The sequence below is a fragment of the Pseudomonas sp. Pseusp15 genome (assembly GCF_059492165.1).
Window position 1 is genome coordinate 2,724,144 of the sequence record NZ_CP168523.1, and the last position, 14,265, is coordinate 2,738,408.

General features: G+C 60.5%; 11 protein-coding genes. 2 read left to right on the forward strand and 9 right to left on the reverse strand.

What is annotated here, in order from left to right:
- Nucleotides 1-22: 22 nt before the first annotated feature.
- Both ACEN8R_RS12115 and ACEN8R_RS12120 read left to right on the forward strand, forming a co-directional pair.
- Nucleotides 23-877 carry an FTR1 family iron permease gene (locus ACEN8R_RS12115; protein ID WP_028940861.1) on the forward strand — a complete coding sequence of 285 codons (855 nt, stop codon included), beginning with the start codon at nucleotides 23-25 and terminating at the stop codon, nucleotides 875-877.
- Nucleotides 865-2,244, forward strand: a complete 1,380-nt coding sequence (locus tag ACEN8R_RS12120) for a 4Fe-4S binding protein (protein WP_495624906.1) — start codon at nucleotides 865-867, stop codon at nucleotides 2,242-2,244. Before ACEN8R_RS12115 ends, ACEN8R_RS12120 begins: the two co-directional genes overlap by 13 nt.
- A 16-nt stretch (nucleotides 2,245-2,260) precedes the next feature.
- Here ACEN8R_RS12120 and ACEN8R_RS12125 read toward each other — a convergent pair whose 3' ends face one another.
- The 9 genes from ACEN8R_RS12125 to ACEN8R_RS12165 all read right to left on the reverse strand — a co-directional run bounded on the left by ACEN8R_RS12125 (nucleotide 2,261) and on the right by ACEN8R_RS12165 (nucleotide 14,237).
- On the reverse strand, nucleotides 2,261-2,956 hold the full coding sequence (locus tag ACEN8R_RS12125) for an anaerobic ribonucleoside-triphosphate reductase activating protein (RefSeq protein WP_305409206.1): 696 nt from the start codon (nucleotides 2,954-2,956) through the stop codon (nucleotides 2,261-2,263).
- Nucleotides 2,953-3,120 carry an anaerobic ribonucleoside-triphosphate reductase gene (nrdD, locus tag ACEN8R_RS12130; protein WP_111454549.1) on the reverse strand — a complete coding sequence of 56 codons (168 nt, stop codon included), beginning with the start codon at nucleotides 3,118-3,120 and terminating at the stop codon, nucleotides 2,953-2,955. The genes ACEN8R_RS12125 and nrdD overlap by 4 nt, the downstream gene beginning before the upstream one ends.
- Nucleotides 3,121-3,152: 32 nt before the next feature.
- Nucleotides 3,153-5,168 (reverse strand): ribonucleoside triphosphate reductase, encoded by a 2,016-nt coding sequence (locus tag ACEN8R_RS12135; RefSeq protein ID WP_495624907.1) that lies wholly within the window; start codon nucleotides 5,166-5,168, stop codon nucleotides 3,153-3,155.
- A 327-nt stretch (nucleotides 5,169-5,495) separates the two neighbouring features.
- A complete protein-coding gene (moaA, locus tag ACEN8R_RS12140) occupies nucleotides 5,496-6,488 on the reverse strand; it encodes a GTP 3',8-cyclase MoaA (protein ID WP_495624908.1) in 993 nt (330 codons plus the stop codon).
- 25 nt (nucleotides 6,489-6,513) lie between these two features.
- Nucleotides 6,514-7,482, reverse strand: a complete 969-nt coding sequence (locus ACEN8R_RS12145; RefSeq protein WP_495624909.1) for a peptidylprolyl isomerase — start codon at nucleotides 7,480-7,482, stop codon at nucleotides 6,514-6,516.
- A gap of 10 nt (nucleotides 7,483-7,492) precedes the next feature.
- Nucleotides 7,493-8,173 carry a respiratory nitrate reductase subunit gamma gene (gene narI / locus ACEN8R_RS12150; protein ID WP_495624910.1) on the reverse strand — a complete coding sequence of 227 codons (681 nt, stop codon included), beginning with the start codon at nucleotides 8,171-8,173 and terminating at the stop codon, nucleotides 7,493-7,495.
- A complete protein-coding gene (gene narJ, locus ACEN8R_RS12155) occupies nucleotides 8,166-8,921 on the reverse strand; it encodes a nitrate reductase molybdenum cofactor assembly chaperone (protein ID WP_018927812.1) in 756 nt (251 codons plus the stop codon). The genes narI and narJ overlap by 8 nt, the downstream gene beginning before the upstream one ends.
- Nucleotides 8,922-8,923: 2 nt before the next feature.
- Nucleotides 8,924-10,462 carry a nitrate reductase subunit beta gene (gene narH, locus ACEN8R_RS12160; RefSeq protein ID WP_018927811.1) on the reverse strand — a complete coding sequence of 513 codons (1,539 nt, stop codon included), beginning with the start codon at nucleotides 10,460-10,462 and terminating at the stop codon, nucleotides 8,924-8,926.
- Between the two features lies 1 nt (nucleotide 10,463).
- Nucleotides 10,464-14,237 (reverse strand): nitrate reductase subunit alpha, encoded by a 3,774-nt coding sequence (locus ACEN8R_RS12165; protein ID WP_086945723.1) that lies wholly within the window; start codon nucleotides 14,235-14,237, stop codon nucleotides 10,464-10,466.
- Between the last annotated feature and the right edge of the window lie 28 nt (nucleotides 14,238-14,265).

Consider the following 14,265-nt stretch of genomic DNA (forward strand, 5'->3'; position numbering starts at 1 on the left):
CCTGTTAGCGCACGGAGCTTCCATGAATCAATCAATGTTCATCGTCTGGCGCGAAAGCGTCGAGGCGTTGCTGGTGATCGGCATTCTCCAGGCCTGGGCCAGCCAACAAGGCCAGCGTCATCGCTTGGTCAAATACCTGTGGGCGGGTGTGATGCTGGGGTTGATGCTCTCGGGCCTGCTGGCGGTGTTGATTCTGTTTGCCGGTGAGGCCATGAGCGGGTCGGCCAGTGAATGGTTCCAGGCCGCACTCGCACTGTTTGCCAGCCTGTTAATGGTGCAAATGGTCGGCTGGATGCACCGTCACGGGCGCACCCTCAACCACGATTTGCGACGGCACGCCGATAGCCACCTGGCCCGCCAAGGAGGCGCAGGTCTACTACTGCTGGCCATGCTCGCGATCAGCCGTGAAGGCAGCGAAACGGTGGTATTTCTCTATGGCGCCGGCGCCCGATTGCGGGGTCCGCAGCTCGGTTTGTTTGCCGTCGGCGGCGTGTTGGGGCTGGTGCTGTCCGCGCTGACCATTACGCTGCTGCACAGCAGTCGCCGCTTCATTTCATGGCAACGATTCTTTGCCATCAGCGAAGTCATCTTGCTCATGCTCGGCGCGGGGTTGCTGGTCAGCGGCACCGAGCGAATCGGCGGCCAACTGCTCGCCCTGGATGTGCCGGACGTGGTTTACAGCCTCGTAGGCGAATCGCTTTGGGACAGCAGCGCTTGGCTGAGCGACAGCCATGGATTGGGTGGCTTTCTGGCCAGTTTTGTCGGTTATCGCGCAACGCCCAGCGGCATGACCTTACTGGTGTGGGTCGGTTACTGGCTGGTCGTCAGCGCCTGGCTACGCCAACGGGCTGCGGAGAAAGTCCCATGCCTGACCTGAGCCGGCACAATCGATGGCTCCAGCGCCTGGGTGACGGGATGCGTCGCCATGCGTCCGTCATCCGTGCGCTGCAGTGGACTGTCGTAGTGTTTTACGCAGTGCTGTTGGTGACCCCGGCGCTGTTGCCGTTGCCGGACAGCCAGGCACGGATACTCGACAACCTGACCTTGCTCGCGCAGTTTTTATTCTGGGGAATCTGGTGGCCGTTCGTGTTGCTGTCGATGGTGTGCTTCGGTCGACTCTGGTGTGGCGTTCTGTGCCCGGAAGGTTCGCTCAGCGAATGGGCCAGTCATTACGGCAAAGGCCTGGGTGTGCCGCGTTGGTTGCGTTGGGGCGGTTGGCCCACATTGGCGTTCTGCCTGACGACCCTCTACGGCCAATTGATCAGCGTCTATGACTACGCCCAGGCCGCACTGTTGATTCTGGGTGGCTCGACCGTCGCAGCGGTCATCGTCGGGTTGTTGTTCGCCCGGGGCAAGCGGGTCTGGTGCCGTTACCTGTGCCCGGTCAGCGGGGTTTTCGCCCTGCTCGCAAGGCTGGCCCCCGTGCACTTTCAGGTCGATGAGCAACGCTGGATAGAGAATGCCGCGCCACGCCTGCCGCCCCCCAACTGCGCTCCCCTGCTCGATATCCGTCGCCTGCAAGGCGCCAGTGATTGCCACGCCTGCGGACGCTGCAGCGGGCAACGCGGCGCCGTGCAGCTGATCGCCCGCTCCAGCAATCAGGAGATTCTTCACGCAACCGCTCAGGCGCTGTCCCCTTGGGATACACGCTTGCTGCTGTTCGGCGTGATCGGCTTGGCCATGGGCGCGTTTCAGTGGACGGTCAGCCCATGGTTTATCGCCCTCAAACAAACCCTGGCCCAGTGGCTGGTGGAACACAACCAGCTCTGGGCCTTACGGGACAACGCCCCCTGGTGGTTGCTGACCCATTACCCGCAACTCAACGACAGCTTCAGCTGGCTCGACGGCTTCAGCATTGTCGCTTACTTGAGTGTGAGTTCGATCATGCTCGGCACGGCGTTGATGCTGCTCCTGCGCCTGACGGCCCGACTGGCGCGAGATCGCGCACTGTATTGGCCCCTGGCGCTGACACTCACGCCTGTGGGTGGTGCCGGACTGTTTCTCGGGCTGTCGGCCACCACCGTCAAATTACTGCGTTATGAAGGTCTGCTGCTGGAGTGGGTACAACCCGCCAGGGCCTGCCTGCTATTGGCCGCCATGGGGTGGAGCCTGCTACTGGGTTGGAAACGGCTGAAACACGAAGGTATTCCCCTGCCTCGGCGCGTGTCGGGTGGCGTTTGCCTGTTCCTCGCCAACGGCCTGATCGGGTTTGGCTGGTGGTTGCAGTTCTGGGGCTGGGCTTGAGTTTCCCCAGCCCCCGTTACCCCCGCAGCACGAAGGCTGGGAACAACTCGCGCATGGCCTCCCACAACTCTGGCAACAAGGCTTGTGCCGAAATGCTTGGCAGTAGCGGATCGAACATCCGCTCAGTGCGGACCAGTTGCACGGCGAAGCGTTTGACGCCGAGCGCACTCAAGCGTTTTGCCAGAATCAGCAGACGCGCCGGCTCGAACAGATGCCAATGCACGGTGGTGCGACATTCGTAGTCCACACCACTGGCCAGCAGATGCTCAAGGCTGCGCCAGTTAGCCGTTCCACTGCCCTCGACCCGGGTAATGGCCAGGCAATCTTCGGGCAACGCCTTGACGTCGAAACCGACCCAATCCGCGCCCGTGAGTGCCTTGGCGAAGGCGGCAGGCTTGATGCCGGCGCTGTGCAAGCCGATGCGAAAGCCCATGTCCCGCACTTCATCCATGGCACCGAGCAAGCCGTCCTGCAAGGTTGGCTCACCGCCGCTGAACACCACGGCATCGAGCAGGTCCTGACGACGTTGCAGAAACGCCAACACCCGCCGCCAATCCACTTCCTCACTGCCACGAGGCGGAATCAGCTGCGGGTTATGACAGTAACGACAACGCCAGGCGCAACCCTGGCAAAACAGCACGCAGGCGAGCTGTCCCGGATAGTCGATAGTGGTCAGGGGCACCATGCCCCCAACCCGAAGCATTCGACTCATTGGCGCCCGGCCAGTGCCGCGCTTTCAGTGAAGTGCAGCCGCTCGCGGTGCTCCGACTGTTTACCTGGATTGAACGCTGACACAGGACGGTGATAGCCCATCACCCGGGTCCAGATTTCGCAGCGTTGGCGTTGAGCCTGGGGCAGAGTTTGCGATGCAGTCATGGTGAAGCTCCTTGCGGTTGAGTGGATCAAAATCAATGAACGGTGCCAGCCTTCTGTTCTTGTAGCAACAGGGCCTCGTCGCATTTGGGGCAGAACTCATGTTCGCCATCGAGGTAGCCGTGCACCGGGCAGATGGAGAACGTCGGGGTCACGGTCAGGTACGGCAGGCGGAAACGTCCAAGGGCCTTGCGCACCAGTTGCTTGCAGGCCTGCACCGAGGAAATCCGCTCGGCCATGTACAGGTGCAAGACCGTGCCGCCGGTGTATTTGCATTGCAGTTCGTCTTGAAGTTCCAGGGCCTCGAAGGGGTCTTCGGTGTAGCCCACGGGCAGTTGCGAGGAGTTGGTGTAATACGGCGCCTGCGTACTGCCCGCCTGGAGAATGTCGGGGTAGCGCTTGAGGTCTTCCTTGGCGAAGCGGTAGGTGGTGCCCTCCGCCGGTGTCGCTTCCAGGTTGTAGAGATGACCGGTTTCTTCCTGGAAACGCAGCAACGTGGCGCGCACATGGTCCAGCAGACTCAGGGCAAACTGCCGGCCATGTTCGGTGTGCATGCCCTCCTCGTCGCCAGTGAAATTGCGCAGCATTTCATGCAGGCCGTTGAGGCCGATGGTGGAAAAATGGTTACGCAAGGTGCCCAGGTAGCGCTTGGTGTAAGGGTACAAACCGGCATCCATGTGATGCTGAATGACCTTGCGCTTGACCTCCAGGCTCTCCATTGCCAGCTCCATCAGCGTGTCCAGGCGTCGCAACAAGCCACTGGTGTTGCCCTTGAACACATAGCCCAGGCGTGCACAGTTGATGGTCACCACGCCGAGCGATCCGGTCTGTTCCGCCGAACCGAACAAGCCACCGCCGCGCTTGAGCAACTCGCGCACATCGAGCTGCAACCGGCAGCACATCGAACGCACCTGATTGGGCTGCATGTCCGAATTGAGGAAGTTCTGGAAGTACGGCAAACCGTAACGCGCCGTCATCTCGAACAGACGGTCGGCGTTCTCACTGTCCCATGGAAAGTCATGGGTGATGTTGTAGGTCGGGATCGGAAAGGTGAACACTCGCCCTTTCGCGTCGCCAGCCTGCATCACCTCGATGTACGCGCGGTTGAGCAGGTCCATTTCGACTTGCAGGTCACCATAGGCAAACGGCATCTCCTCACCGTTGATGACGGGTATCTGCTCACGCAAATCCTGCGGGCAAACCCAGTCGAAGGTCAGGTTGGTGAACGGCGTCTGGGTGCCCCAGCGTGACGGCACATTGAGGTTGTAGATGAACTCCTGGATCGCCTGGCGCACCTCCTGGTAACTCAGCCGGTCCTTGCGCACGTAAGGCGCCAGGTAGGTGTCGAACGAGCTGAACGCCTGGGCGCCGGCCCATTCGTTTTGCAGGGTGCCGAGGAAGTTCACCATTTGCCCCAGGGCACTGCTCAAGTGCTTTGGCGGACCCGCTTCGACACGCCCCGGCACGCCGTTGAGCCCCTCGTGCAACAGAGTGCGCAGCGACCAACCGGCACAGTAACCGGCGAGCATGTCGAGGTCGTGCACATGCAAATCCGCCTCGCGGTGGGCCTGGCCGATGGCCTCGCTGTACACCTCGTCCAGCCAGTAGTTGGCGGTGACCTTGCCCGACACGTTCAACACCAGCCCGCCCAGGGAGTAGCCCTGATTGGCGTTGGCCTGGACCCGCCAGTCTTCACGGTCCAGGTACTCATTCATAGAAGTCGCCACCTCGACCATGGTCCGGCGGTCACGACGCAAACGCCCGTGCTGTTCGCGGTAGACGATGTAGGCGCGCATGGCGAAGAAGTAACCGGCATCCATCAATACCCGTTCGACCCGATCCTGAATCTGCTCGACGTGCAACCTTGGCAGCCCTTCCAGTCGGGCGAGTACCGCCTGAAGCAAGCCTTCAACCTCAACCTCGGTGTACTCCCCTGTCGCCTTGCCGGCGGCGATCAATGCCTGGCGGATCTTGTCGGCATCGAAGGCGACCAGACTGCCATCGCGTTTGTGCAAGCGGTTACATCCCACTGAGATCAGCGTGCTCTGCATTTGGCCTCCAGATACTACATATAGATGTTCATACACAAACAAACACAACATGCAGTGAAGACTACGGACAAAGTGCTGTTCTGCAATTGATCGATATCAAGATTTGCCGGTGAAAAAAACCGCCCGAAGGCGGTGAAGGGAAAATCGGTGTGAACACTGTGGCGAGGGAGCTTGCTCCCGCTCGGCCGCGAAGCGGTCGCAATCCTGCAAGCTCGATTTGTCTGAATAATCGTGGTGCCTCATTTAGGGTTGCTTCGCAACCCAGCGGGAGCAAGCTCCCTCGCCACAAGTATTGTGTTTAGCAAACTCTTTCCTTAACAGAACAGCTCAACCGCCACTCATGTTCATGAACCGCACAATCTGCACCTCCCCTTCGGGGTTGAAGTCGTGGCGCAATGGCTTGCCGCGCAAAGCCTTTTGCACCGCATTGATCAGCGGCTGGTCGTCCAGCGGATAACGCCGCAGCAATCCACGCAAATCCAACGCGTCGTCCTGGCCCAGACAGAGCAAAAGCTTCCCTTCAACGGTCATCCGCACCCGGTTGCAGGTGCCGCAGAAGTTATGGCTGTTGGGTGAAATGAAACCGATCCGGGTATCGGGATGGCGTTCCAGACGCACATAGCGCGCCGGTCCGCCGCTGTTTTCCGTACTGTCGAGCAACCGATGTTGAGCGGCGATCGATGCCCGCACTTCATCGCTGGAACAAAACGATTCACCCCGTGACCTGCCGACATCGCCCAACGGCATTTCTTCGATGAAACTGATATCGATGCGCTGATCGATGGCGTACTGCACCAACGCCGGGACTTCATCGAAGTTGCGCCCCTTCATCACCACGCAGTTGAGCTTGATCCGCTCAAACCCTGCGTCCCGCGCGGCTTCAATGCCACCCAGCACCTGATCGAGATCGCCGTTGCGGGTGATTGCGCGAAACTTCTGCCCGTCCAGGCTATCGAGGCTGATGTTCATCCGCTTGACGCCTGCCTCCGCCAACGGCCGGGCCAGACGGCCCAGCTGCGAGCCGTTGCTGGTCATCACCAGTTCGCGCAAACCGGGCAATGCGGCGATGTTGCGGCACAGTCCGACAATGCCCGGACGAATCAGCGGTTCGCCGCCGGTCAGACGGATTTTGCGGACGCCCAACCCGACGAACAACGTTGCCAGGCGCTGCAATTCCTCCAGCGTCAGGACCTGCTGACGCGGCAGGAAGGTCATGTTTTTCGCCATGCAATACACACAGCGAAAATCACAACGGTCCGTCACCGACATCCGCAGATAATCGATCTGCCGTCCAAAACCATCCTGCATGACAGCGTTCATCACATCTCCCGGTTTGTCTCGATGCTCACTGCACCAGCGGTGAGTCGGCGCCCTGCAAGTGGATGCCACGAATATCCGCCGCTCCGATCAGGGTTTGCAGGTACTGCACCAGCGCTTTTTGCCAGACGCCCTGCTGCAACTGCGTGCGGATCGCCGTCGACACCACTTCATAAGGCAACGGCATGCCTTCAATCCGCTGATCGACACTCACCACATGCCAGCCGTAGCGACTTTCCAGCGGTTTGCTGGCCAGGCCGGGCGCTAGCGTGAACAGCTGACGCTCCAGTTCCGGCACGGTCTGGCCCTTGCTGATCTGCCCCAGAGAACCGCCTTGAGCCTTCGACGGGCAGGCCGAATATTTCACCGCCAGCTCGGCGAAACTGCCGGGGAAATCCTCCAGACGTTGCAGCAATATCTCGGCCTGAGCATGCGCAAGGCTGCGAGCCTCGACATCATCCGGCGCGCACTCGAGCAGGATGTGTCGCACCGCCAGCAACGGCGCGCTGTGAAAGCGCCCGCGATTGTTTTCGTAGTAGCGCAGGCTGGTTTCCTCGTCGCACTGCGGCACGTGCACCTCGCGTTCGAGCAACAAACGCGTGGCCGCTTCTTCTTCGTTCTCACCAGCGCCGATCTCCAGCGCCAGGCCGAGTTCGGCAATGCGCTGCTGCAACAATTCGCGGATCACCAGTGCCCTGGCGGCCAGATAGACCGCCTCTTCACGGCTTTCGGCCGGGTGATATTGCAGCTCCTGGGCCATTGCCTCAGGCGTGATCGACACCCCGTTGACGCTGATGATCGGCCACTCCTGTTCGCTGCTGGCGATCAACTGCACCGGGGCGTCCTCGGCCGCCGCCGGCTCGACCGGCAGTGCTTCAAACTGCGCGATGTCGACAACTTCCGGTACCGAAAGCTCTGCATTTTTAGAAGAACCGCAGCCACCGCTGCCGCCGTTACCGCCGCCACATCCACATCCACATCCACATCCACCTGACATGATGTTCTCCTCAGACTTTCTGCCGAACGATTTGATAACGACGCCCCAGGTACCAGATCGGTGCACTGACGATGTGTACGAGACGGGTGAAGGGGAACAACACGAACAGGGTCAAGCCGAGAAACACATGCAGCTTGTAGGTCAGCCCGACCGGCGCAATGGACGCCGCCGCCTCCATCGGCCGCAACAGCACGGTGTTCTGCGCCCAGTCGGCGAGCATCACCATCACCGAGCCGTCCATGTGCGAGGTGGACGCTGCAATCGTCAGCAAACCGAGCAGCAACTGCACCAGCAGCACCAGCAGAATCAAAATGTCCGAAGCGCTGGAGGCGGCACGTACCCGAGGATCGGTGAGCCGCCGATTGACCAGCATCAGCAAGCCGATCAGGCACAGCAGGCCGAAGAGCCCGCCGGAGACCATCGCCAGCAACTGCTTGTTCTCGGTGCTGATCACATGGTGATAAACCGATGCAGGCGTCAGCAGGCCGACGAAATGCCCGGCCAGTACAAACAGCACACCGATGTGGAAGAGGTTGCTCGCCACGCGCATGCCGCGCTGGTTGAGCATCTGGCTGGAGCCAGCCTTCCAGGTGTACTGCGACAGATCGAAACGGGCCCAACTGCCAATCAGGCAAATCGCCAAAGCGACATAGGGATAGATCCCGAACAACAACAGGTTCCATTTAGACATTGCCTACCTCCTTGGCTGGCACGGTGGCCAACCCTTCATGCTGAAAATCCACCCAGTGCAACGGCACGGCGCTTTCTTCCCGGGCCTTGCCCGGGGCGCCAGGCAACGAACTGCAACGGTCTTGCTGTTCGGCCTGGAGAAAGTCCACGGCCTCCTCTTCCCAGATCTTGTCGAGGGCTTCGAGGGAGTCGTCGCGCGGTTCCGCCGCCACCTGCGCCCGCAGGTCGGCCACCGCCTGATGCGGCTCGGCCCCGGCGATTTGCAGCAACGCCCGGAAGCAACTGGCATAGGCGCTTTCGCGCTCTTCCAGACGCGCCGCGAGCAAGGCCAGCAAGTGCGAAACATCCGCCAGGCCCTCGCGGGCCTCGAGGTCTTCGCGGGTGGACAGGAACTCCAGGTACAGCGGGATATAGTCCGGCAGCTCCTTGACGCCGATGGCAAAACCGGCGGCTTCGTATTGCGCCATCATGTCGACCATGGCCTGGCCACGATCGCGGGATTCGCCGTGCACATGCTCGAACAACAGCAACGACAGCGAACGCCCCCGGCCGAACAGCGCGCCGTAGTGCTCCTGCCCGTCCATCAGGTCATTGGCGCAGATCAACTCCAGCAATTCGAACAACGCACCGCGCTGTTTAGGGCTGATTTCCCGTGACTGGATAATCGCTTGCTCCAGTTCGTCGCGCCCGCCAATCAGCGTCTCGGTCGGATAGTCGAGCAGCAGCGAAATCACTTTGAGAATTTGCATGCTCATTCCTCCCACAACTGGACGGTTTTCAGGACGTCGCGGCGGTTGGCTTTCTTCGCACCGAACATGTTGGTGTCGGAGCTGCCGCTGCAACCGCTGCCGAAACTGAAGCCGCAACCGGAGCGCTCGGCAAAGGCGTCGCTCATGGCGTCTTCACGGTGGGCACTCGGTACCACAAAGCGGTCTTCATAGTTGGCAATCGCCAGGTAGCGATACATCTCTTCGACCTGGGCCACGCTCAAGCCGACGTCCTTCAACACTTGCAGGTCCTGAACGCCATCGACTTGCTCGGAGCGTTTGTAGGCGCGCATCGCCAGCAAGCGTTTAAGTGCGCGCTTGACCGGTTTTTCATCGCCCGCTGTCAGCAGGTTCGCCAGGTACTTCAGTGGAATACGCAGGCTGTCGACATCCGGGATCACCCCGTTCATGCCCACGGTGCCGGCGGTGGCGGCGTTCTGGATCGGCGACAGCGGCGGTACGTACCAGACCATCGGCAAGGTGCGGTATTCCGGGTGCAGCGGCAGTGCGAGTTTCCAGTCCACGGCCATTTTGTAGACCGGCGAACGCTGGGCGGAATCAATCACCGACTGCGGTACGCCATCGGCCAGGGCCTGGCGAATCACTGCCGGGTCGTTCGGATCGAGGAAGATCTCCAGTTGTTTCTCGTACAGGTCTTGCTCATTGGCGGTGCTCGCCACTTCGCTGATGCGGTCGGCGTCATACAGCAGCACACCGAGGTAACGGATACGCCCGACACAGGTTTCGGCGCAAACAGTCGGCATCCCGGCTTCGATACGCGGGTAGCAGAAGATGCACTTCTCGGATTTGCCGCTTTTCCAGTTGAAATAGATCTTCTTGTACGGGCAGCCGCTGATGCACATCCGCCAGCCACGGCATTTTTCCTGGTCGATCAGCACAATGCCGTCTTCTTCGCGCTTGTAGATCGCCCCGCTCGGGCACGACGCCGCGCACGCCGGGTTGAGGCAGTGCTCGCACAGGCGCGGCAAATACATCATGAAGGTGTTTTCGTATTCGCCGTAAATGTCCGCCTGGATCTTGTCGAAGTTCTTGTCCTTGCGGCGCTTGGCGAACTCGGTACCGAGGATTTCTTCCCAGTTCGGGCCCCACTCGATTTTTTCCATGCGCTTGCCGGAGATCAGCGAACGCGGGCGCGCGGTGGGCTGATGCTCGCCCAGCGGCGCGGTATGCAGGTGTTGGTAATCGAAGTCGAACGGTTCGTAGTAATCGTCGAGGCTCGGCAGGTCCGGGTTGGCGAAAATGTTTGCCAGCACGCGGAATTTACCGCCGATGCGCGGGTTGATCGTGCCGTTGGCATTGCGGATCCAGCCGCCCTTCCACTTGTCCTGGTTTTCCCATTCTTTCGGGTAACCGATGCCGGGTTTCGATTCGACGTTGTTGAACCAGGCGTATTCCATGCCTTCGCGGCTGGTCCAGACGTTCTTGCAGGTAATCGAACAAGTGTGGCAACCGATGCATTTATCCAGGTTCAGGACCATGCCGATCTGTGAGCGAATCTTCATCTCAGTTCTCCTCGATATCGGTCGGCAGAGGACGCGGCAGGTCATCGCCGTTTGAGCCATCGAGCCAGTCGACTTTGGCCATTTTGCGTACCACGACGAATTCATCGCGGTTGCAACCGACCGTGCCGTAATAGTTGAAACCGTAGGCCTGCTGTGCATAGCCGCCGATCATGTGGGTCGGTTTGAGCACCACGCGGGTGACCGAGTTGTGGTGGCCGCCACGGGTCTTGGTGGTTTCCGAACCAGGCACGTTCACGATCCGTTCCTGGGCGTGGTACATCATCACCATGCCGTCCTTGACCCGCTGGCTGACCACCGCTCGTGCGGTCAGCGCGCCGTTGGCGTTGAAGCATTCGATCCAGTCGTTGTCTTCAATGCCGGCGCGTTTCGCGTCGTTCTCCGAGAGCCAGACAATCGGCCCGCCGCGGCTGAGGGTCAGCATCAGCAGGTTGTCGCTGTAAGTGCTGTGGATGCCCCATTTCTGGTGCGGAGTAATCCAGTTCAGGACGATTTCGGTCTCACCGTTGCTGCGCTTGCCTTTCACCCCTGCAATGGTGCGGGTGTTGACCGGCGGGCGGTAACTCATCAGTTGCTCGCCGAATGCCTGCATCCACGGGTGATCCTGGTAGAACTGCTGGCGACCGGTGATGGTGCGCCATGGGATGGCTTCGTGAACGTTGGTGTAGCCGGCGTTGTAGCTGACGTGATCGTCTTCGAGACCCGACCAGGTAGGGCTGGAAATGATCTTGCGCGGCTGCGCCTGAATGTCGCGGAATCGGATCGCCTCGTGTTCCTTGGATAACGCCAGGTGGCTGTGATCGATGCCGGTAAATTCCGACAACGCAGCCCAGGCCTTGACGGCGACGTGGCCATTGGTTTCCGGCGCCAGGGACAGAATCACTTCAGCAGCATCGATCGCCGAGTCGATTTTCGGCCGGCCATGACTGATCCCGGCAGCCCCTTCGCGGTGATTGAGCGCACCGAGGAATTTCACTTCGGCGTCGGTGTTCCAGTTGATGCCCTTGCCACCGTTGCCGTGTTTTTCCAGCAATGGCCCCAGCGAGGAAAACTGCTTGTAAATGTTCGGGTAATCACGCTCCACCACATGCAGGTTCGGCGCGTTCTTGCCTGGCACTGGGGCCACGCCGGCGCTTTTCCAGTCGGTGCCGCCAAAAGGTTGAGCCAGTTCACCGACGCTGTCGTGCATCAGCGGAATGGTCACCAGGTCCTTCTCAACGCCCAGATGCCCTTCAGCCATGCTGGAAAAGGCCTTGGCGATGCCTTTGTAGATTTCCCAGTCGGAACGCGATTCCCACGCCGGGTCGATGGCGGCCGACAGCGGGTGAATGAACGGGTGCATGTCCGAGGTGTTCATGTCGTCCTTTTCGTACCAGGTCGCGGTCGGCAAGACGATGTCGGAATAGACGCAGGTCGAGGACATGCGGAAATCCAGCGTGGTGACCAGATCGAGCTTGCCGATGGCGCCCTCGTCCACCCATTCGGCTTCTTCGGGTTTGCAATCCCCGACCTGGCCGATGTCTTCGTTCATCACCCCATTCTTGGTGCCGAGCAGGTACTTGAGCATGTACTCGTGGCCCTTGCCCGAGGAGCCCAGCAGGTTGGAACGCCAGATAAACATGTTGCGCGGGAAGTTCACCGGGCTGTCCGGCTGTTCGCAGGAGAAGCGCAGCGAGCCGTCTTGCAGCGACTTGACCACGTAGTCTTTCGGGTCCATGCCGGCTGCCGCGGCATCGCGGCAAATGTGCAGCGGGTTGGTGTTGAGTTGCGGTGCGCTGGGCAACCAGCCGGCGCGTTCGGCACGGATGTTGTAGTCCAGGGCATGCTCGGGAAACTGTGATTTATCGGCCAGCGGCGAGAGCACGTCGTGCATGCTCATCTTCTCGTGGCGCCATTGCGAACTGTGGGCGTAGAAGAAGCTGGTGCCGTTCATCTGCCGTGGCGGACGGTTCCAGTCCAGGCCGAACGCCAGGGGCAGCCAGCCGCATTGCGGACGCAGTTTTTCCTGACCGACATAGTGCGCCCAACCGCCACCGGTCTGGCCGACACACCCGCAGAGCATGAGCATGTTGATCAGCCCGCGGTAGTTCATGTCCATGTGGTACCAGTGGTTCATCGCCGCGCCGACGATGATCATCGAGCGCCCCTTGGTCTTGTCGGCGTTATCGGCGAACTCGCGGGCGATCTGGATCGCTTTCTCGCGGCTGACGCCGGTGATCTGCTCCTGCCAGGCCGGGGTGCCGGGTACGCTTGCATCGTTGTAGTCCTTGGCGACGTTAGCGCCACCCAGGCCACGATCGATCGCCAGATTGGCGGCCGACAGGTCGAACACAGTGGCGACTTTGGCCACACTGCCATCGGCCAGTACCACGTTGTGCACCGGCACGCGGCGGTATTGCACGGCATCGCCAGCGACGTGCTGGAAGTGCTCGTGGGACTCGCCGGCAAAATACGGGAACGCCACTTCGGCGACGTCATCGCCGATCAGGCTCAGCTTCAGATCGATCTCACGCCCTTCACCGCCTTCACGAGGCAGGATGTTCCACTTGCCCTTCTCGCCCCAGCGATAACCGATGGAGCCCTGAGGAGAAACCAGTTCACCGCTGACATCCAGCGCGATGGTTTTCCATTCCGGGTTGTTTTCCTGGCCGAGGTTGTCGGTAAGGTCCGAGGCGCGCAAGAAACGGTCCGGCTGGTAACCGGCGCCCGGCGCCTTGTCGACCATTTGTTTGAGCAGCACCAGCACCGGCAAATCGGTGAAGCGCTTGGCGTAGTCGGTGAAATACGCGCTCGGTTTGTCCAGGTGAAACTCTTTGAAGATCACATGATTGAACGCCTGGGCCAGCGCCGCATCGGTACCCTGCTTGGGGTTGAGCCACAGGTCGGTGAGCTTGGCGACTTCCGAGTAGTCGGGGGTGATGGCGACGGTCTTGGTGCCCTTGTAACGGACTTCGGTAAAAAAGTGCGCATCGGGGGTACGGGTCTGCGGGACGTTGGAGCCCCAGGCAATGATGTAGTTGGAGTTGTACCAGTCGGCCGATTCCGGCACGTCGGTTTGCTCGCCCCAGACCATCGGCGAGGCCGGTGGCAAGTCGCAGTACCAGTCATAGAAACTCAGGCACGCACCGCCGATCAGCGACAGATAACGCGAACCCGCGGCATAGCTGACCATCGACATGGCCGGAATCGGCGAGAAACCGACGATCCTGTCCGGGCCGTATTGCTTGATGGTGTAGACGTTGGACGCGGCAATGATCTCGTTGACTTCCTCCCAGTTGGAGCGAATGAAGCCCCCCATGCCGCGCTTGCTTTTATAGGAGTCGGCCTTGGCCTTGTTCTCGACAATGCTGGCCCAGGCTTCCACCGGCGCCATGGTCTGCCGCGCCTCGCGCCAGAGCTTGAGCAACGGCTTGCGGATTTTCGGGTACTTGAGGCGGTTGGCGCTGTAGATGTACCAGCTGTAACTGGCGCCACGCGGGCAACCGCGAGGTTCGTGGTTAGGCAAATCGTTGCGGGTGCGCGGGTAATCGGTCTGCTGGGTTTCCCAGGTGATCAGGCCGTTCTTGACGTAGATTTTCCACGAGCACGAGCCGGTGCAGTTCACCCCGTGGGTGGAACGCACGATCTTGTCGTACTGCCAGCGCGATCGGTAGACGTTCTCCCAGTCGCGAGACTCTTTGCGAGTCTCTCCATGACCATCGGAAAACTCGTTTTGCTTGCGATTGAAAAACCGCAGTTGATCCAGTAAATGACTCACGGTGTGTCCTCTCAGGCTTGCTGCGGGG

What these genes read in the sequence shown, in the direction of transcription:
- ACEN8R_RS12115 (WP_028940861.1), top strand. Translation starts at nt 23, where the DNA reads ATGAATCAATCAATGTTCATCGTCTGGCGCGAAAGCGTCGAGGCGTTG.
- ACEN8R_RS12120 (WP_495624906.1), top strand. Translation starts at nt 865, where the DNA reads ATGCCTGACCTGAGCCGGCACAATCGATGGCTCCAGCGCCTGGGTGAC.
- ACEN8R_RS12125 (WP_305409206.1), bottom strand. Translation starts at nt 2,956, where the DNA reads ATGAGTCGAATGCTTCGGGTTGGGGGCATGGTGCCCCTGACCACTATC.
- nrdD (WP_111454549.1), bottom strand. Translation starts at nt 3,120, where the DNA reads ATGACTGCATCGCAAACTCTGCCCCAGGCTCAACGCCAACGCTGCGAA.
- ACEN8R_RS12135 (WP_495624907.1), bottom strand. Translation starts at nt 5,168, where the DNA reads ATGCAGAGCACGCTGATCTCAGTGGGATGTAACCGCTTGCACAAACGC.
- moaA (WP_495624908.1), bottom strand. Translation starts at nt 6,488, where the DNA reads ATGAACGCTGTCATGCAGGATGGTTTTGGACGGCAGATCGATTATCTG.
- ACEN8R_RS12145 (WP_495624909.1), bottom strand. Translation starts at nt 7,482, where the DNA reads ATGTCAGGTGGATGTGGATGTGGATGTGGATGTGGCGGCGGTAACGGC.
- narI (WP_495624910.1), bottom strand. Translation starts at nt 8,173, where the DNA reads ATGTCTAAATGGAACCTGTTGTTGTTCGGGATCTATCCCTATGTCGCT.
- narJ (WP_018927812.1), bottom strand. Translation starts at nt 8,921, where the DNA reads ATGCAAATTCTCAAAGTGATTTCGCTGCTGCTCGACTATCCGACCGAG.
- narH (WP_018927811.1), bottom strand. Translation starts at nt 10,462, where the DNA reads ATGAAGATTCGCTCACAGATCGGCATGGTCCTGAACCTGGATAAATGC.